This window comes from Pseudomonas sp. B19(2017), assembly GCF_002113165.1.
Classification (GTDB): Bacteria; Pseudomonadota; Gammaproteobacteria; order Pseudomonadales; family Pseudomonadaceae; genus Aquipseudomonas.
In genome coordinates, this window is sequence record NZ_NEJR01000020.1 from 80,166 (window position 1) to 99,150 (window position 18,985).

An 18,985-nucleotide genomic window follows, 5' to 3' on the forward strand; every position below is an offset into this window, starting at 1 on the left:
TCCGCCCATGCTTGTGCAGCCGATCGATTCACGCCCACGCCAGGCCGTCTGGGGCCTGGGTTTCCGCCCATTTTTCCTGGGAGGTAGTTTGTTTGCGCTGCTTGCCTTGCTGATGTGGGCCGGCGCACTGGCCGGGGCACTGGAGCCCACGCCTCCCGGCGGCATGCTCGCCTGGCACCGCCACGAGATGCTCTATGGCTTCGCTGTCGCCATCATCGCGGGTTTCCTGCTGACCGCCGTGCAGAACTGGAGCGGCATCCCAGGCTTGAGCGGGCGCGCGCTGCAGGGCTTTTTCCTGCTTTGGCTGTTGGGTCGAGCAAGTTGGTTCCTGCCGTTACCGGGCGGCTTACTGGTGGCAGTCGAGGGCAGCTTCCTGCCACTGGTGGCACTGGCCCTGGCACGGCCGATCGTACAACGGCGCTTGCGTAACAACTACCCGATCATCGGCCTGGTTCTGCTGATTGCCGCCTGCCAGTGGCTGACCCTGGTCGGCTGGCTGCGCCAGGACGAACTGTGGCAGCGCCGCGGGGTGTTTGCCGGGTTGTGGCTGGTGGCCGCGATGATGACCGTGCTTGGCGGGCGGGTGATCCCGTTCTTCACCCGGCGCGGCCTGGGCAACATGGCCCCGGCCCCTGCCCGTCCCCGGCTGGACCGGGCCTGCCTGCTGCTCAGCGTGGCGGTACCGCTGGCCTTTGCCTCGGGCTTGGCCGATACGCCGCGTACAGGCCTGGCCGCGCTGTTCGGCGCCTTGTTCGCCTTGCACACTGCCCGCCTGGCCTTGTGGCATCACGCTGGCCTCTGGCGTGTGCCTTTGCTGTGGTCGCTGCACCTGGCCTATGCCTGGATTGCCATTGCCTGCCTGGGCATGGCGCTGTGGCACGCCGGGGTGGCGCTGAGCCTGAGCCTTGTGACTCACGCCCTGACCGTGGGTGCCATGAGCGGCTTGATCCTGGCGATGATGGCGCGGGTCAGCCTGGGCCACACCGGCAGGCCGCTGCAGGTGCCAACCAGCATTGCCTGGGCTTTTGGCTTGATCCAGCTGGCGACACTGGCAAGGGTGGTGCTGCCGCTCTTCACACCGCTGGGGGTGAGCCTTTCGGTAGTGTGCTGGAGCCTGGCCTTGCTGCTGTTCCTGCGCCATTACCAGCCCATTTTGCTGCAGCCCCGGGTAGATGGCATGCCGGGCTAGCCTTGATGCCCAGATTGGGGCCGCTTTGCGGCCCATCGCCGGCAAGCCAGCTCCCACACCGACCGCGCCGACCTCAGGGCACACGCTGTACCTGTGGGAGCTGGCTTGCCGGCGATGGGCTGCAAAGCAGCCCTAAGTTTTCAGCGCAGATGCGTAAATTTCCGGGGCCGCGTTATCCTCCCGGCGCCGGCCACCACCCCGGGAACATCTGCTGTACCCGGGGTTCGGCGAAGCGCTCATCAATCAGCACCAGCACACCACGGTCCTGGTCACCACGGATCACTCGGCCAGCCGCCTGGATGACCTTGCGCACGCCCGGGTAGAGATAGGCGTAATCGAACCCCGCACCGAACTGCCGCCCCAGGCGCTGCTTGAACTGCTCGTTGACCGGGTTGACCTGGGGCAGCCCGAGGGTAGCGACAAACGCGCCGATCAGCCGCGTGCCCGGCAAGTCCACCCCCTCGCCGAAGGCGCCACCCAGCACCGCAAAGCCCACCCCGCGGCCATCCGCCACAAAACGGTCAAGAAACCCCTGGCGGGCCGCTTCGTCCATGCCCGGTTCCTGGGCCCACAGGGGTATCTGTGCATGCCGCTCGGCCAGCAGCCCGGCCACCTGTTGCAGGTACTCGAAACTGCTGAAGAACGCCAGGTAGTTACCCGGCATACGCTCGTACTGCCGGGCAATCAGCTCGACGATCGGCGCCAGCGAAGCCTGGCGTTGCTGGTAGCGGGTGGATACCTGGCTGGCGATGCGCACTTCCAGTTGTTCGGCGCGAAACGGCGCGGCCACTTCCAGCCAGGCGGTATCGGCCGGCATGCCTAGCAGGTCGCTGTAGAAATGCCGCGGGCTCAGGGTGGCGGAAAACAGCGTCACGCTGCGCGCCGCCTGCATGCGCGGGGCCAACAGCCGCGCCGGGGTGACATTGCGCAGGCACAGGGTGGCCAGCCGCCGCTTGCGCGGGCCCTGGCGCTGGCTGATGTCGAACAGGAAGTGCTCGTCGAACAGCTCGGCAACCCGGCTGAACTGCAATGCCTGGTAGAAGAACTGCAGCACCTGCGGGTCCATCTGCGCAGGCGTCTGGTTCATCTGCTCCTGGATCAGCCCGATGCATTGCTGCAGGGCACGCAGCAAAGCGTCCGGTAGCGAATCGCTGGCCTGGTACGGCGCACGCTGCTCCTTGTAGAGGGCGTTCCACTGCCGGTTCAGCCGGTCAAGCGCACTGACCAACCCGGGCGGTTTGCTCTGGCGCAGGGCCAGCAACTGGCCCTGGTCGAGGCTGGCGCTGTACATGCCGCGCCCGCGCTCGACCAGGTTGTGCGCCTCGTCCACCAGCACCGCGACCCGCCACTGGTTGGCCTGGGTCAGGCCGAACAACAAGGCATGGGCATCGAAGTAGTAGTTGTAGTCCGCCACCAGCACATCTACCCAGCGCGCCATCTCCTGGCCAAGGTAATACGGGCACACCTGGTGCGCCAGGGCAACCTCGCGCAGCTGGGCGCGGTCGAGCAAAGGCAGCGCTGCCGCCGCCGCCCGCGCGGCCGGCAGGCGGTCGTAGAAGCCTGCGGCCAAGGGGCAGGATTCGCCATGGCAGGCCTTGTCAGGATGCTCGCAGGCCTTGTCGCGGGCGATCAGTTCCAGCGTGCGCAAGGCCGGCTGCGGCGTGGCATCGGTGATCTGGCGCATGGCATCGAGGGCCAGGGCCCGGCCTGGGGTCTTGGCGGTGAGAAAGAACAGCTTGTCCAGCTGCTGCGGCACCATGGCCTTGAGCAGCGGGAACAGGGTACCCAGGGTTTTACCAATTCCGGTGCTGGCCTGGGCCATCAGGCAACGGCCGGTACTCACCGCCTTGTACAGGGTTTCGGCCAGTTGTCGCTGGCCTTGGCGGAACGCCGGATAAGGGAAGCCCAGCGCTTGCAGGCCCCGGTTACGCTCGGCCAGGCGCTGCTCCTGCCCTTGTGCCCAAGCCAGAAAGCGTTGGCACTGGGTTGTGAAAAAGGCCTGCAGTTCGGCAGCCGTGCAGTGCTCACTGATCAGCGTCTGGCCATCGCTGTCCACGTCCAGGTACACCAGCGCCACCTCGATGGCCGGCAGTTGCCGTGCCTGGCACATCAGCCAGGCATAGACCTTGGCCTGCGCCCAGTGCAGTTGCCGATGGTTGGCCGGCTGGCGCGACAGGTCGCCACGGTGGGTCTTGATTTCTTCCAGGCGGTTGCAGGCGGGGTCATAGCCGTCGGCGCGGCCACGCACCGTCAGGGTTTCGAACTGGCCTTCGAGGGCGATTTCCGACTCGTAGCCCGCAGCACGTCGTGCCACCACCCGCCGATGCCCCTCGATCCCCTCCTGGGCGGTGGGTGATGGCGTGAAGCGCAAATCCAGGTCGCCGACCTTGGCGCTGAACTCGCACAAGGCGCGTACCGCCACGCTGTAGCTCACGGCATTTCGCTCCAGCGTACATGGCATACCGCGACGGGCAGGCCGTGCGCCCGGCAGAACTCCAGCCAGCGCAGCTGGTTGTCCTGCAGGCGGTCGCCGGGGCCCTTGACCTCGACCATGCGGTAGCGGCCCTGCTCGGGCCAGAACTGGATCAGGTCGGGCATGCCGGCGCGGTTGTTGCGGATATCCTGCAACAGGCGCAGGAAGCACTGTTTCAGGTGGGCCGCCGGCAGGCAGGCCAAGGCTTGTTCGAGCAATTCTTCACTGAGCATGGACCAGAACACGAACGGCGACTGCAGGCCTTGCTTGGCGGCGTAGCAGTCGAGAATCGTGCGGTGATGGCTGCCATCGTCGAGCCGCCCCAGGCAACGTTCGAACAGGGCACTGCGACGTTGCTGAAAGTCGCTGTCGTGCAGGTCCTGCGGGGCGGCCTGGAACGGGTTGAAGAACGCGCCAGGCACCGGGGCGAAAATCGCCTCCCAGCACAGCAGGCCGAACAGGCTGTTGAACAGCGTGTTCTCCACGTAATGCACCGGCCCGTCGGCTTCGGCCAGGTGCTGGCGGACCGCTTCCTCCACGCCCAGGGCTGCCAGTTCCCGCGGCAGCTCCAGCTCGATCAGCTCCAGCGGGGCGGCACGCTGGCGCCGCTGTGGCGGGCCTCCGAGCTTGCGCGCCAGGCGTGGCAACATGCGTTCCAGCGCCTGCACTTCCAGGGCGTTGGCCGGTGCCGCCGCCAGTTGCAGCGCCAGCGCATGGGCCTGGGGCCACTGCTCGCTGCGTTCCAGCACCCGCACCTGGCGGATGCGCGCCTGGGCGTGGCTGCATTGTGCGTAAACCGCCATGGCCTGCGCCCAGTCGCCCAGGCGTTCGCATTGCTGGCCCAAGGCGAATTGCAGGCGCGCATGGCGCCGGGCCAGCCACGGGTTGTCGCTGTGCAGGCCCTGCATGGCAGCCAGGATCGACAGCGGGTCATCGCCCTGCTCCAGGCGCTCGGCGCATTGGTGCAGGGCCATGGCCAGGTCGACTTCAGCACGATGTTGCAGAGCACGCGAATCGGAGCTGAACGGCACCTGTTCGTAGCGCAACAGGCCAAGGTCTGCCAGGACGAAGTCCGACCAGTCCTGGTACAGGTTGCCGAAGAACAGCAGCCGCATGCGGTCGCACAAGGGTTGCAGGCACCACTGGAGGATGCGCATGCCGCTGCCCGGGAACCACTCGGCCAATGACCGGGCTTGCAGGCCCAAGGGTTGCAGTTGTGCAAGCAGATCATGTTTGGCGGCGCGAGGCCGGCTAAGGTGCGGGGCAAAACAGCGGGCAAGTTCGTCCTTGCGCAGCAAGGCGAACAGTTGCTCCAGCGCCAGTTGCGCAGGTTCCCGCACCCAGCCGAGGGCCAGCAACGGCAGCAGGGCCTGCCCGGTATCGCCGATTTCGGCATAGTCGAGGCGATCACTGCGAAACAGCTCGCCTTTGCGCATGACCATGCGCACCATCAGGGCCTGTGGCGGGGCGTCCAGGTGGCTGAAGGTGCGGATGAAAGCAAGTTCCTGATCGTCGAGCAGGTCTTCGTAGCGCTGTTCGACCCACAGCAGCACCTGGCGGAAGTTGTGCAGGTAGTAGAACGGGTCGTCGACGGAATGGGCGATCACGGGATGGGGTCAGGCGGCTGGAATGGATACTGGTTATACATACAGACCAGTAGGCCTGGCAAGTGCCGTGGGTCAGCTCGGTGACGCTGTCTGCAGGAGCGGCCTTGTGTCGCGAAAGGGCCGCACAGCGGCCCCGGCGCTTTCGGCGTTGATTTCAAAATCCGGGGCTGCTGTACAGCCCATCGCGACACAAGGCCGCTCCTACAGGCGTCTTGCGACGGCGCAACGGTTACTCAGTCGCGGCAACCATCCCCGCCGCCTTGACCTTGGCGCTGCCAATCGGCGCCTGCAGCAGCAGGAAGTACGCCACCGCCGAACACAGCGCCACCACTGCACTGATCATGAACGCCGTGGTAAACGAGCCGGAGTACTGGATGCTGAAGCCGGTGACGATCGGCGCCACCGAGCCGGCAATGTAGCCGCCAAAGTTCTGGATCGAGCCAAACGAGGCCACCCGCTGGCTGTCGACGATGGTGTTGACGATCATCCAGGCGGTGGCGCTGGCCATGTTGATGCTGAACAGCGCCAGGCACAGCAGGATGATGCAACCGGTCAGGCCGGTGACGAACGACAGCGGCAGGGTGAACAACGCCGCCAGCACCAGGCCGGTGATGACGCTGAACTTGCGGCTGGCCAGCACGCTCATGCCGCGCTTGACCAGCACATCGCAGAAACGCCCGGCGACGATCGTGCCGGCGGCACCAAAGCCATAGGCCAGCGACACCACCCAGGCGGTCTTGTACAGGTCCAGGCCATGCTCACGCTCGAAATACCCAGGCAACCAGGTCAGGTGCAGCCAGAGCATGTAGATCACGCCCATGAAGCCCAGCACCGCGCCCCAGGTACTGCGGTGCTTGAACAGGTCGAGCCAGCCGGCGAAGTACGAGGCCTTCGGCGCTTGTGCAGCAGCTGCCGGCGCCTGCTGCCCAGCCGGCAACGGCTTGCCTTCGGCAGCAAGCTCCGCCAGGTAGCGCGCCTTGCTTTTGTAGAAGGTCAGCCAGCACAGCGCCAGCACCACACCGATCACACCGGTGATGATGAACATGCCGCGCCAGCCGAAGTTGACCATGAACAGCGTCAGCAAGGGTGGCGCCAGGCACGGGCCAAGGCAGGTCGAGGACCAGACCACGCCGGTCGGGGTGCCGCGTTCGTTGGCGTCGAACCACTCAGACAAGGCCTTGGCCGCCGACGGGAACATCGGTGCCTCGCCAATCCCCAGCAGTACCCGCAGGCCCATGAAGCCGGCAAAGCTGTTGACCATGCCGAAAGCTGCCTGGGCCACCGACCAGCCCAGCAGCGAGGCGCCAAGGGCGATCTTGCTGCCCAGGCGGTCGATGATCATGCCCATCGGCAGCTGGGCGAAGGCATAGGCAATGGAAAACGCCGACAACAGGATGCCCATCTGCGACGGGCTGATCATCATGTCTTTCTGGATCGAGGTGTTGGCGATCGACAGCGCACTACGGTCCAGGTAGTTGACGATGCCAATCAGCAGCAGGAACACGACAGTGATGCGTTGGTACTTCTTCATAGGGTTCATGTGATGACCTTTATTATTATTGTTGCCGCGCTGTCAGCGCCTTGGCGATCCTTCGTTCAAGCTGCGCCCTCCCTGACGCAGCGCACCGCTCAGGGCTGGCGCGCGGTGGTTGCAACGTCAAGCAGGCCGCGCCGGCCGAGGTTGTCGATCAGTGCACGCAGGCCAAAGTCCCACCGCGGTGCCAGGTCGCTGGTAGTCACGCGGTTGCACAGGGTACCCAAGTGCGGGTTGCTGATGCTCACCACATCGCCCGGTTTGTGGGTGAAGCCGTTGCCCGGTTGGTCGCGGTCCTGCCTGGGAGCGAACAAGGTACCGAGGAACAGCACCAGGCCGTCGGGGTACTGATGGTTCTCGTTGAGGGTTTGCTGCACCAGATCCTGCGGGTCGCGGCTGATCTGGCGCATGGAGCTGCGACCGGCGAGGATGAAACCGTCTTCGCCCACCACCTGCAAGTCCACTTCGGCGGCGCGCACGTCGTCCAGGCCGAAGCTTTCGTCGAACAGGCGCAGCAGAGGGCCCAGCGCGGTGGAGGCATTGTTGTCCTTGGCTTTGGACAGCAGCAAGGCACTACGGCCTTCGAAGTCGCGCAGGTTGACGTCGTTGCCCAGCATCGCGCCCTTGATGCGACCATCACTGGATACCGCCAGCACCACCTCCGGTTCGGGGTTGTTCCAGTTTGACTTGGGGTGAATGCCGATGTCAGCGCCGTGGCCGACTGCCGACAGCGGCTGGGCCTTGGTGAATACCTCGGCATCCGGGCCAATCCCCACTTCCAGGTACTGCGACCACAGGCCCTGCTCCACCAGCACCTTGCGCAGCGCTTCGGCCTGGGCCGAGCCTGGCACGACGTGCGACAGGTCGGCGCCGATGCGGCTGGCCAGGGTGTCACGGATGGCATCGGCCTTGGCCGGGTCGCCCTTGGCCTGCTCTTCCACCACACGCTCCAGCAGGCTGGTGGCGAAGGTCACCCCGGCGGCCTTCACCGCCTGCAGGTCGATGGGTGCCAGCAGCCATGGCTGGTGCGGGTCGCGCAGGGCCGGGTCGCTGTTGCCCAGCAAGGCTGGCAGCCCGATCAGCGGCTCGGCCAGCGGCAGGCTGCGCAGGTAGGCCACCGGGTCGGCAACTTCGAGCAGGGCCGAGACGGTGGCTACATGGGCGCTGATATCGTGCACGGCACCAGCCTTCACCAGCACCACCGCAGGGCCCTGCTGCGGCAGCCAGACCCGCCCTACCCAACTGCCGCTGTCGAACGCGCTGGCATCGTGATTCAGAGGCAGCGGTCGCTTGCCGTTTGCTCGATCAGACATCTGTGTACCCTTACTGTCGTTCATTGGGAAAGTGCCGGCAGTTGCAACTGCACGGCCAGGCGGTCAAGGTCGGCCACCAGCTGTGACGAAAGGCTTGCGCCCCGCTCCAGGGCCTGGCGGCGCAAGGCAAGGCCAGCCTGCCCGGGCAGGCGCACCGGGCGCTCGGGGTCCAGCGGCCGGCTGGCCAGTACCAGCCGGCCGAGGAAGCTGGTTTCGTCGGTGAACGCCTGCAGGCCGCCGAAGAATCGCGGGTCGATGACCACGGCGGTGGCCGAGGCCCCCCACTGGTCGGGTGCATCCTTGCGGCCATGGCCGGCCAGCCCCGAGGTCAAGGCTTCGACCAGCAGCGCCAGGGCGAAACCTTTGTGGCCAAAGGCCTGGCCACCCAAGGGCAGGATGCTGCCTTGCGGGCTGCTGAAGAAGTCGTGCGGATCATCGCTCAGTTGCCCGTCATTGCTTACCAGCACCGGGTGCGGCAGGCGGCTGCCAGCGTCGCGATACTGGCCGACCAGGCCGAGGGTGACGGTGGACATGCTGACGTCCAGCAGAATAGGCTCGCCTTGGGTCGGGATACCTGCAGCGATCGGGTTGGGGGTGTAGACCGGGTCGACGCCGCCATGGGCGCAGACCAGCCCTACCGACGGGTCCGAGGAATACAGCATGGCCACCAGGCCCTGATCGGTGTAAGGCTTGAGGTAGGCTGCCAGGCAGCCGATATGCGCGGCGCGGCGTACCACGGCAATACCGATGCCTTGCGCAATGGCGCCCTTTGCCGCGCAGTCCAGGGCACGGCTGACGCAGTACGGCCCCAGCAGGTAGTGGCCATCGAACAGGCTGGAAATGCCACCGTCCGACACCTGTTCCAGTTCTTGCGCGCGGGCCTTGACCTGGCCGCCGAGCATGCCGCCGATGTAGCGGCTGACCAGGTTCAGGCCATGGGTGCGATGGCCCAGCAACTCGCCCTCGAGGAGCACCCGGGTCACGACCTGGGCTACTCCGGTATCGGCGCCGGCCTTTTCGAATAGCCGCTCGACGAAGGTGGTGAGCGCTTGCACGTTGTAATGTGTGGCTTGAGTCATTGCGGTTGCCTCGAAAATGGGACAGGGCTGGCGATCAGGTCACGGCACCGGTCTGCCAAGGCACGAACTCGTTCTGCCCGTAGCCGTGCAGTTCACTCTTGCTGCGCTCACCGGAAGCGATGCGCAGCATCTGTTCGAAGATGAACGCGCCGCGTTCTTCGATGCTGGTGGAGCCGTCGGCGATGCCGCCGCAATTGACGTCCATGTCTTCTTGCTGGTGCTCGAACACCTGGTTGTTGGTGGCCAGCTTGATCGATGGCGCCGGGGCGCAGCCGTAGGCCGAGCCGCGGCCGGTGGTGAAGGCGATCAGGTTGGCCCCGCCAGCCACCTGGCCGGTGGCCGAAACCGGGTCGTAGCCGGGGGTATCCATGAACACCAGGCCTTGGGCGCGCACCGCTTCGGCGTACTGGTACACATCGACCAGATTGCTGGAGCCGGCCTTGGCCACCGCGCCGAGGGACTTCTCGAGGATGGTGGTCAGGCCCCCGGCCTTGTTGCCGGCCGAGGGGTTGTTGTTCAGTTCGGCGTTCATGCGCTGGCAGTAGTCTTCCCACCAGCGGATGCGGGCCAGCAGTTTTTCGCCCACCTCGCGGCTGACCGCACGACGGGTCAGCAGGTGCTCGGCACCGTAGATTTCCGGGGTCTCGGAGAGGATCGCGGTACCGCCGGCGGCCACCAGGCGGTCGACGGCATTGCCCAGCGCCGGGTTGGCGGTAATGCCGGAATAACCATCGGAACCGCCACACTGCAGGCCGACCACCAGGTGCCGCGCGCTGACCGGCTTACGCTGCACCTGGTTGGCCTCGGCCAGCAGCGCTTTGACCTGTTCGATGCCGGCGGCGATGGTTTTGGAGGTACCGCCGATACCCTGGATGGTGAAAGTACGCAGCTGGGCGCTGGCCTGCAGACCCTGGGTTTCCAGCAGGCTTTCGATCTGGTTGGTTTCGCAGCCCAGGCCGATGATCAGCACGGCGGCAAAGTTAGGGTGCATGGCGTACCCGGCCAGGGTGCGACGCAACAGGCCCAGGGCCTCACCGCCGGGATCCACCGCACAACCCGCGCCGTGGGTCAGCGCCACTACGCCATCGATGTTCGGGTAATCGGCCAGCACTTGAGGGTGGATGTCGCGGCGAAAATGGTCGGCCACGGCCCGGGCCACGGTCGCCGAGCAATTCACCGAAGTCAGGATGCCGATGTAGTTGCGGGTGGCGACCCGGCCATCGGCGCGCACGATGCCCTGGAACTGCGCCTCGCTGACGGGCTGACTGCGGGTATCGACACCGAAGGCGTAGTCACGGGCGAAATCGCCCATCTGCACATTGTGCACATGCACGTGCTCGCCGGCTTCGATGGCCTGCGAGGCAAAACCGATGATCTGCCCGTAACGGCGCAGGGGCTGGCCCTGCTCCACACGTTCGGTAGCGACCTTGTGGCCCGAGGGGATCGGCTGGCGCACGGTGATCGCCTCGGCGTCCAGGCGCAGGCCTTGCGGCAGGGCCTGGCGAGCGATAAGCACGTTGTCCAGTGGGTTGAGGCGGATGACGGCAAGGTCACCGGACTTGGCAATCAGTTGCATGGGACCTCTCAGGGCGGTGCGGCTGGCTTCTTGTCATGGCTGCGACCACTGTAAGAAGCCTTGGGCGACATTCCCAATGAGATGATCCGATCGAACGATAACCCCCAGTTATCGCGCGGAGGTGCTTCAGCGTGAATTGCAATCGACTGCGAGGGATACCGGGGCCACTGCGCAGCCCCAATGGCTTTACGCTACTCCTTCTGGCGACGGCGAGCGCCCTCCAGCAGAATCTCGACAAACGCTTGGGCCGAAGCGCTCAGCGGCTCGTCCTTGCGGGTAACCACGCCGTACTCCAGCGCAGCCAGGTGCAAGGGGCTGCGCAACTCTTTCAGTTGGCCACTGGCCAGCTGCGCGGCAACCATCGAGCGCGGCAACATGGCGATCATCGGCGCCGCTTGCAGCAGTTGCAGGAACATCGGCATGGAGATGGTCTCGACGCTGTCGGCCGGCGTGGCAATGCCGGCAACCCGGAAGGCTTGCTCCAGGCGATTGCGGATCGGCGTGCCCACCGGGTACAGCACCCATGGCCAATCGCCCAGCGCCTCCAACGGCGTGCTTTGCAGCTGGTTGAGCGGGTGATCGCTATTGACCACCAGGCTGAACGGTTCGGGCTCCAGGGGCTGGAACTCGAACAACTGGCTGAAGCGTTCCTCCGTGAAGCGGCCAATCATGATGTCTAGCTTGTTTTGCTCCAGCATGGCCAACAAGTGATCGCTGGAATGCTCTACCACTTCGATCGACAGTAACGGGCTGCGTGCCTTGATCGTGGCGATGGCCTGCGGCAGCACCAGCGCGGTGGCGGCAAAGATCCCGCCGACGCGGATAAAGCCGTGCCCGCCGTTGCGCAAGCGGTTGACCTGATCGACGAACTGTTGCGACTCGGCCAGCGCGCCTTGAGCATAACGCACCACATACTCACCCAGTTCGGTGGGGGGCATGCTACGTGGCAGGCGCTCGAACAGGGCAAAGCCGAACTGCTCCTCGAGGTCACGCAACATCTTGCTCAGTGCCGGCTGGCTGAGGTTCATGCGCGTGGCGGTGGCGTGCATGTTGCGGGTGCGCGCCAAGGTGTCGATCAGCACCAGGTGCTTGTAGCGGATCCAGTTGCAAAAGCTGGAATGGGTCATGTCTGGCGGCATCGACGCAGGGCCTCAGGCAAGTGAAAAGGCAGGGTTATTGCGCCCGCAGGTAGTGCAGCAAGGTGTCCAGAGCCACCGAGTTGGGCCGCGAGCGCAGGGTCAGCACGCCAAGGTTGGCCATGGCCAGCGGCAGCGCCACCGGCAGGATGGCGACCATGCCATAGCGGGCATAATGCTTGGCCACATCATCGGGTACCACCGCAATCATCTCGGAGGCTTCGAGCATGGCAGTGGTAGCCAGGATCGAGGCAGTTTCGACGATATCCAGCGACTGCACCATGCCACCGGCTTGCAACGCGCTTTCGACACGGCGGCGCATCGGGCTGCCGATGGGGTGCAGGATCCAGGTAAGCGCCACCAGGTCGGCCAGTTGCAGCCCGGCAGCATTGGCCAGCGGGTGGCCGGCGCGGGCGATGACGCGCATCTGCTCACCGCCTTCGAACAGTTCGATGTTCAGGTCCTGGCTGTCGCTCTGGTCCGGCAGGCGCCCCACCACCATGTCGAAGTCGCCACGCAGCAAGGCCGGCAGCAAGGTGTCGCTGGTGCCGACTTCCAGGGAAATGCGCACCTTGGGGTGAGCGCGCTTATAGGCCAGTACCGCCTTGGTCAGCACGCCAGGCACCGGGCCCATGACACTGCCCACCCGCACCAGCCCCAGGGCCCCGCGCGCCAGCTCGGCAATCTGCGCCTGGGCATGCTCGAACTCATGCAGCGCGTTCTGCGCATAGCGGATCATCACTTCGCCATACAGCGTCGCTTGCATGCCCCGTGGCAAACGCTCGAACAGGCGTACGCCCAGGCGCTCCTCAAGTTGCTGTAGCAACAGGCTGGCTGCCGGTTGCGTGGTGTGCATCGCCGCGGCAGCACGGCGCAGGTTACCGAACTCGCCCAAGGCGTTGAGCAACGTAATCTGCCGGCTGGAGATCTTCAATGCCCCGAGGCTGGCGGGCGCCTGGACGCTGTCGGATGGCAAACGAGACATATCGAATCCGGTATCGCTGGTTAAGAATTGGCGATTATGCCTGTATCGCTCGACAACCTACAGTCAGGTCTTCCAGTGACTGAACAGAACAAGAGCCGACCATGAGCATACGTATTACCCACCTGAGCGTTCGCGACATTCGTTTCCCCACTTCGCTGTCGCTGGATGGCTCCGACGCCATGAACAGCGCTCCCGACTATTCGGCCGCCTACGTGGTGCTGCACACCGACGTCGAAGCCCTCGAAGGCCACGGCCTGACCTTCACCATCGGCCGTGGCAACGAGATTTGCGCAGCAGCGGTGCAATCGCTGGCGCCGCTGATCGTTGGTCTCACCCTGGAGGAAATCACTGCCGACATGGGTGGCTTCTGGCACCGCTTCACCGTAAGCGACAGCCAGTTGCGCTGGCTGGGCCCGGAAAAAGGCGTGATCCACCTGGCCACCGCCGCCATCATCAATGCCGTGTGGGACCTGTGGGCCAAGCACGAGGGCAAGCCGGTGTGGAAGCTGCTGGCCGACATGACACCCGAGCAGCTGGTGCGCTGCCTGGACTTCAGCTACGTCACCGATGTGCTCACCCCCGAAGAAGCCATCGCCCTGCTGCGCCGCCAGGCACCGGGCAAAGCCCAGCGCGAAGCGCAGATGTTGCGCGAAGGCTACCCCGGCTACACCACCGCGCCAGGCTGGCTGGGCTACAGCGAAGAAAAGATGCGCAAGCTGGCCCGCGAGGCTGTGGAGGATGGCTGGACCCATATCAAGCAGAAGATCGGTGCAGACCTTGAAGAAGACATTCGCCGTGCCAGCATCCTGCGCGACGAAATTGGCTGGGAGCGCACCCTGATGATGGATGCCAACCAGGTATGGGGCGTCGAGGAATCGATCGCCAACATGCGCCGCCTGGCCGCCTTCGAGCCACTGTGGATCGAAGAACCGACCAGCCCGGACGACATCCTCGGCCACGCCACCATCCGCCAGCGAATCGCGCCGATTGGCGTGGCCACCGGTGAACATTGCCACAACCGGGTCATGTTCAAGCAGATGTTCCAGGCCGGCGCGCTGGACTTCTGCCAGCTGGACGCGGCTCGCCTGGGCGGCCTGAACGAAGTGCTGATCGTGCTGCTGATGGCGGCCAGGTACGACGTGCCGGTGTGCCCGCACGGCGGCGGTGTCGGCCTGTGCGAGTATGTGCAGAACATTGCCCTGTTCGACTACATCGCGGTGTCGGCCTCGCTGCACAACCGAGTGCTGGAGTACGTCGACCACCTGCACGAGCATTTCATCGACCCGGTGGTGATCCGCCGCGGGCGCTACATGCCGCCGCAACGCCCGGGCTACAGCATCGAAATGCATGCCGAGACCCTGGAACGCTACCAGTACCCCAACGGCGCAGTGTGGCTCGACATCAACCGTTCCTGACCCACCTACCTGGGTGTGCCGCCTTTGCGCGGCGCGCCACCAGTACTTTTCATGGGGAAAAAAACAATGACAATCCTCACCGGTACTGCCGCGGCCCCCGCCCCTGCCGCCACCACCGAACAGCGCCTGAACGGCCTGCTGCTGCGCAAATTGATGCCACTGCTTATCGTTGTCTACGTGATGAGCTTCCTCGACCGGACCAACATTGCCCTGGCCAAGGCCAGCATGGGTATCGACCTCGGCCTGTCGGCGGCGGCCTATGGCTTGGGCGCCGGCCTGTTCTTTCTCACCTACGCCTTGGCCGAAGTCCCCAGCAACCTGATCATGCATCGGGTGGGCGCACGTTTCTGGATCACCCGCATCATGATCACCTGGGGCCTGCTCTCGGCGGGTATGGCCTTCGTCCAGGGCGAAACCTCGTTCTACATCATGCGCCTGTTGCTCGGGGTGGCCGAAGCGGGCCTGTTCCCTGGCGTGATGCTGTACCTGACCTACTGGTTCGACCGTGAACAGCGTGCCCGCGCCACGGGTTACTTCCTGCTGGGCGTGTGCCTGGCCAATATCCTCAGCGGCCCGCTGGGGGGCGCCCTGCTGGAAATGGACGGTGTGCTGGGCTGGCACGGCTGGCAATGGCTGTTCGTGCTCGAAGGCCTGCCCGCCGTGGCGCTGGCCTATACGGTGTGGAAGAAACTGCCTGACGGGCCGGCCTCGGCCCCCTGGCTATCGGCCGCCGACGCCGAGGACATCGAGCGCCGCCTGGCCGCCGAACGGGCCGCCGCACCGCAGCAGAGCAAGCTGGGGCAGATGCTCCGCGACCGGCAGATCTGGCTGGCAATCGTGGTGTACTTCGTGCACCAGATTACCATCTACACGGTGATTTTCTTCCTGCCGGGCATCATCACTACCTATGGCGCGCTGTCGCCTTTCCAGGTCGGCCTGCTGACCGCGGTACCGTGGATTGCCGCCGCCATCGGCGCCGCCACCTTCCCGCGCCTGGCCACCTCGCCACGCCGGTGCCGCACCCTGCTCTTCTGCGGCCTGCTGACCATGGCGGCCGGGCTGCTGCTGGCGTCGCTGGCCAACTCGTTCATCGGCCTGATCGGGTTTTCACTGACCGCCCTGATGCTGTTCGTGGTGCAGTCGATCATTTTCGTCTTACCCTCCAGCCGCCTGTGCGGCAGTGCCTTGGCGGCCGGGTTGGCCTTTGTCACCACCTGCGGCCTGTTTGGCGGTTTCGTCGGGCCATCGGTGATGGGCCTGATCGAGCAGACCACCGGCAGCACCCGTAATGGCTTGTGGATGATTGCCGCGTTGCTGGTGGTGGCCGCGCTGGTCAGTACCCGCTTGCGGCAGGGGCAGGAGCAAGCGAATTGTTGACAGGAGGCACGCATGGAACAACACACGAATCATTGATTCAGTGGGGCCTGTGGGAGCGGGCGTGCCCGCGAACACCGGCGAAGCCGGTGCCATGCACCGTGTTGTACGCTTCGCGGTCACGCCCGCTCCCACAGGGTATGCGACACACGCTTGGACATTGCTCCCTGGGCGACAGCGCAGCCCAAGCAACCCCGGCGGCTCAGGGTGTAACCCCGGCGGGCCGGCCGCAGCGCAGTTCCAGCGCCTGGGCCAGGCGCCCTACCGCCTGTTGCAACTCCCCCGGGTGATCACCCAGCCACGCCAACGCCAGGTAATGCCGGTAGCGCAGCTGCACGCTGAACTGCTCGCCCGGCATTGCATGCAGTGCTGAACCAGCCAGTGCTTCGGCAATATCCTGCCACGGCGGCGGCTGGTGAAAGCGCACCCACAGTGTCCGTCCACCCTCCGGCATTTCTAACGCCACCCGCTGGCCGAACTGCTGCTGCAGCGCACGCGCCAGGCATTGCATGCGCTTTTGCAGGTCTGTGCGCAACCGCACCAGTTGCGCCTCGATCTCACCTTTGCCCAGCATGTGCGCCAGCGCTTGCAGGCGCAGCGGCGCAAGCCGAAATGCACGCTCAGTGAACGCCCTGGCCAGCAACGCATCATGGCCCAGCAGGTAGGCATAGGGCGCTTCGCCCCCCACTGCTGCATCGAACGTCCCTATCACCAATAGCCAGCGCGGGTCGACCCAGTCGCGCAGGCGTGTATTCGGCGGCCCGCTGTAACAGTGCTCACTGTCCAGATCGTTCTCCAGCAACCATACAGGATGCTGGCCAAGCAACTGGCCAAGCTGCTGCTGGTAGTGCCGTGACACCAGCCGGCCCTGCGGCATGCCAAGGCACGACGGCATGACCACCATGCACACCGGCTCACTGCCCAGCAGCCGGGCCAGGGCGCGCACATCCGGGTTGCCGCGGGAATCCAGTGGCACCTCCAGCACACGCATGCCGGCACGTGCCAATGCGCGCAACACCTGCCAGCAACAGGGCGAGTGCACCACCACGGTTCCCCCCTTCAGGTCCAGCGCCGCCAGTAACGTCTCCAGCAACGCCTGCACATCCGGGGCGAGCTGAACGTCCTCGGCACGCCAATACTGGTTGGAGGAACGGGTATAGCGCTCGGCGACGGCATTGCGCAGACGGTCGCTGCCCGGCGTGTCCCACGGGGCAACACCGTGCGAGCGCTGACGTGCAAGGCGCCGTTCGTGGGTGAACAGGGCCCGCTCCAGCATCGGCTGTGCCGGCAAGGGTGCCTGACGGGGCGTGGCCACAGCATCCCCCTTGGCAGCGCCCTGTACGAAATAGCCCGACCTCGGCAGGCACTGCACACGGCCCTCTTCCTCCAACAGGCTGTAGGCGCTCTGCACGGTGGCCAATGACACCCTCAGCCGCCGGGACAACGCGCGCAACGAGGGTAAACGGCATGTGGCGCTGCCTGGTGCCTGGTCGATCAAGGCTTCCAGGTAGCGATAGACCTTGCGATAGGCGAATTCGCCAGGACCAGATGGCTCCATCAAGGCAGCCCTGCATGACCACGCCGCCGATCCGACGCCTGCCGTGGCAGCAACCGCAGCTGTATATCGCGACGGGCCAGGTGGCTCATCAGGCGCCAGGCGCTTAGCGGCAGGCGCCCGTCATAGATCATTCGCAGTTGGCTCAGCGGCAGACCACTGGTGTTCACCAACCAGTTCTTCACTGCATCAGGGCAGGGTTTACCCTGCAAGGCCCGATGCAGGTAAGGTAGCGCCACCAACATGTCGGCATGCCGGCACTGCAGGAAGCGCTCGAGGTTTTTCCCCTGCCTGGCGAATGGGCTGAACAGCAGACACACCTGTTGGATCTGGGTGATGCCGTAGGCCTTGCCGAACTGCAACTGATATACATCACGCCGCTTGATGCCCTCCGGCTGACCTGCCAGCCGCAATGCCGGGCGACTGGCCTGTGGCGCCAGACTACGTGCGTGCAGTTCGTGCAACTGCGCCGCGGCCAACGGTTCTACGAACGCGGCCAATGGCAAGGCATCCTGGGCAGCCTCGAAGCAACAACCGAGCATGGCGTCGAGCTGCTGCTCTTCGAGCAACGGCGGTAGCAAGTCATCAATGGTAATTACCCGCACCGGCGTACCCTGCACCACAGCCGCCGATATCGTCCCCGCCAGGGGGGGCACCGGAACCCCGACGCTACCGTTCAGCCGACTCAGCCCGTGGGCCAGCGCCGCCAGGCATTGATGCACGACATGCGGACCACCCTCCCCTGCAAGGCGCAGACTGCGTCGGGCCCAGGCCAGGTACCGGCGCCGCTGGCGCGCGGGGATGGCGGTGATCAATACATCCGCCGGTGCCTGTGCCTGCAGCGCGGAACCCAGGGCACCCGCCAGTTCCAGGTGCAGGCGGCTACCGAGCAGTGCTTCGGGCCTGGCGTCGACCAGATGACCGAATACCAGCATGGCGTCCTTCGCCAACAGCCAGCGCTCGGGCGCGGCAGCCGGGTGCCGACTGAACGGCACCACTTCACGCCCCTCGACCATCTGCAACTGTACCCGCGGGTCATCCTGCATGAACAGCGCACTGAAGCTGCGCTCATGGCCTTCGAGTGTGACGCTGCCAGGCACGGGCAGGCTGACCACCAGCACCCTCAGCTGGAAGGTTACCGGCGCACGCAAGGCGATACTCAGTTGCGCGGCACGCAACATGGCCAGCAGCCGGGTGCTGTAGCGATCGTTGCCTTGCAGCACCAGCAAGCGAAAAGTGCCGATGTACTCGGGCCCGCCGGCAGCAACCAGCAGCCGTTGTATCAGCAACTGCAAGGAAGCCCGCTGCGCTTGTGACATATGGCTGAGCAAGCGCTCGAGTACTTGCTGGTAGATATAGTGCATTGCCTGGTCGTGAATAACAGTCACGTAATCACCTCATCAACTTCTCGCAGCCAGCGCACGTGAACACAAGACCTCTGCGTCAACATGCCTTGAACTTGGCCCGCAGATATTCCCTACAACCAAATGGAAGTAATGACGTAACCAGTCACTGTCGCCATGCCATCGAGAAAAATGCGTCGCGGCGACGCCCTGTCGCTGCCCCATACCGCCCTGACCCGGGCATAGCCATGCTCATTCCACGCTCCTTGCGCGAACCATCATTGAGCCATTATCGAGGGATGCAAGGTGAATAGAAGATACAGATCAGGGTAAAAAAACCATTCAGTCAAAGTGAAAAAACACATTGACCGCCTGGCAAAGAGAGTTCAAACAAAAAAATTTGCCT

Annotated in this window: 13 protein-coding genes; 3 read left to right on the plus strand and 10 right to left on the minus strand. The window is 65.0% G+C overall.

Going from position 1 to position 18,985, the window contains the following annotated elements:
* The first annotated feature begins 7 nt into the window (after window positions 1-7).
* Entirely contained in the window at window positions 8-1,189 is a 1,182-nt protein-coding gene (locus tag CAF70_RS22480; RefSeq protein ID WP_085626633.1) for an NnrS family protein, read from the plus strand.
* 172 nt (window positions 1,190-1,361) lie between these two features.
* Here CAF70_RS22480 and CAF70_RS22485 read toward each other — a convergent pair whose 3' ends face one another.
* From CAF70_RS22485 to CAF70_RS22520, 8 genes are all read right to left on the minus strand, one after another.
* The gene (locus CAF70_RS22485; protein WP_085626634.1) at window positions 1,362-3,623 is read right to left on the minus strand and encodes an ATP-dependent DNA helicase; all 2,262 of its coding nucleotides are present in this window, start codon (window positions 3,621-3,623) and stop codon (window positions 1,362-1,364) included.
* Window positions 3,620-5,269, minus strand: a complete 1,650-nt coding sequence (locus tag CAF70_RS22490) for a VRR-NUC domain-containing protein (RefSeq protein ID WP_085626635.1) — start codon at window positions 5,267-5,269, stop codon at window positions 3,620-3,622. Before CAF70_RS22490 ends, CAF70_RS22485 begins: the two co-directional genes overlap by 4 nt.
* 229 nt (window positions 5,270-5,498) lie before the next feature.
* Window positions 5,499-6,800, minus strand: a complete 1,302-nt coding sequence (locus tag CAF70_RS22495) for an MFS transporter (protein ID WP_178076418.1) — start codon at window positions 6,798-6,800, stop codon at window positions 5,499-5,501.
* Window positions 6,801-6,898: 98 nt separating this feature from the next.
* Window positions 6,899-8,116 (minus strand): fumarylacetoacetate hydrolase family protein, encoded by a 1,218-nt coding sequence (locus tag CAF70_RS22500; protein ID WP_085626637.1) that lies wholly within the window; start codon window positions 8,114-8,116, stop codon window positions 6,899-6,901.
* 20 nt (window positions 8,117-8,136) lie between these two features.
* Window positions 8,137-9,195 carry an Ldh family oxidoreductase gene (locus tag CAF70_RS22505; protein ID WP_085626638.1) on the minus strand — a complete coding sequence of 353 codons (1,059 nt, stop codon included), beginning with the start codon at window positions 9,193-9,195 and terminating at the stop codon, window positions 8,137-8,139.
* 34 nt (window positions 9,196-9,229) lie between these two features.
* Window positions 9,230-10,771 (minus strand): UxaA family hydrolase, encoded by a 1,542-nt coding sequence (locus tag CAF70_RS22510; protein WP_085626639.1) that lies wholly within the window; start codon window positions 10,769-10,771, stop codon window positions 9,230-9,232.
* A 191-nt stretch (window positions 10,772-10,962) separates the two neighbouring features.
* The gene (locus tag CAF70_RS22515; RefSeq protein WP_085626640.1) at window positions 10,963-11,910 is read right to left on the minus strand and encodes a LysR family transcriptional regulator; all 948 of its coding nucleotides are present in this window, start codon (window positions 11,908-11,910) and stop codon (window positions 10,963-10,965) included.
* Between the two features lie 34 nt (window positions 11,911-11,944).
* Window positions 11,945-12,892 carry a LysR family transcriptional regulator gene (locus tag CAF70_RS22520; RefSeq protein ID WP_085626641.1) on the minus strand — a complete coding sequence of 316 codons (948 nt, stop codon included), beginning with the start codon at window positions 12,890-12,892 and terminating at the stop codon, window positions 11,945-11,947.
* A 101-nt stretch (window positions 12,893-12,993) separates the two neighbouring features.
* On the opposite strand from CAF70_RS22520, the gene CAF70_RS22525 reads away from it, so the two are divergent.
* Window positions 12,994-14,307: an L-fuconate dehydratase gene (locus CAF70_RS22525; protein WP_085626642.1), complete on the plus strand. Its 1,314-nt coding sequence runs from the start codon at window positions 12,994-12,996 to the stop codon at window positions 14,305-14,307.
* Between the two features lie 66 nt (window positions 14,308-14,373).
* Entirely contained in the window at window positions 14,374-15,684 is a 1,311-nt protein-coding gene (locus tag CAF70_RS22530; RefSeq protein ID WP_085626643.1) for an MFS transporter, read from the plus strand.
* Window positions 15,685-15,883: 199 nt separating this feature from the next.
* On the opposite strand, the gene CAF70_RS22540 is transcribed toward CAF70_RS22530, so the two are convergent.
* On the minus strand, window positions 15,884-17,239 hold the full coding sequence (locus tag CAF70_RS22540) for an aminotransferase class I/II-fold pyridoxal phosphate-dependent enzyme (protein WP_085626644.1): 1,356 nt from the start codon (window positions 17,237-17,239) through the stop codon (window positions 15,884-15,886).
* On the minus strand, window positions 17,239-18,624 hold the full coding sequence (locus CAF70_RS22545; protein WP_085626645.1) for a hypothetical protein: 1,386 nt from the start codon (window positions 18,622-18,624) through the stop codon (window positions 17,239-17,241). Before CAF70_RS22545 ends, CAF70_RS22540 begins: the two co-directional genes overlap by 1 nt.
* Window positions 18,625-18,985 lie beyond the last annotated feature (361 nt).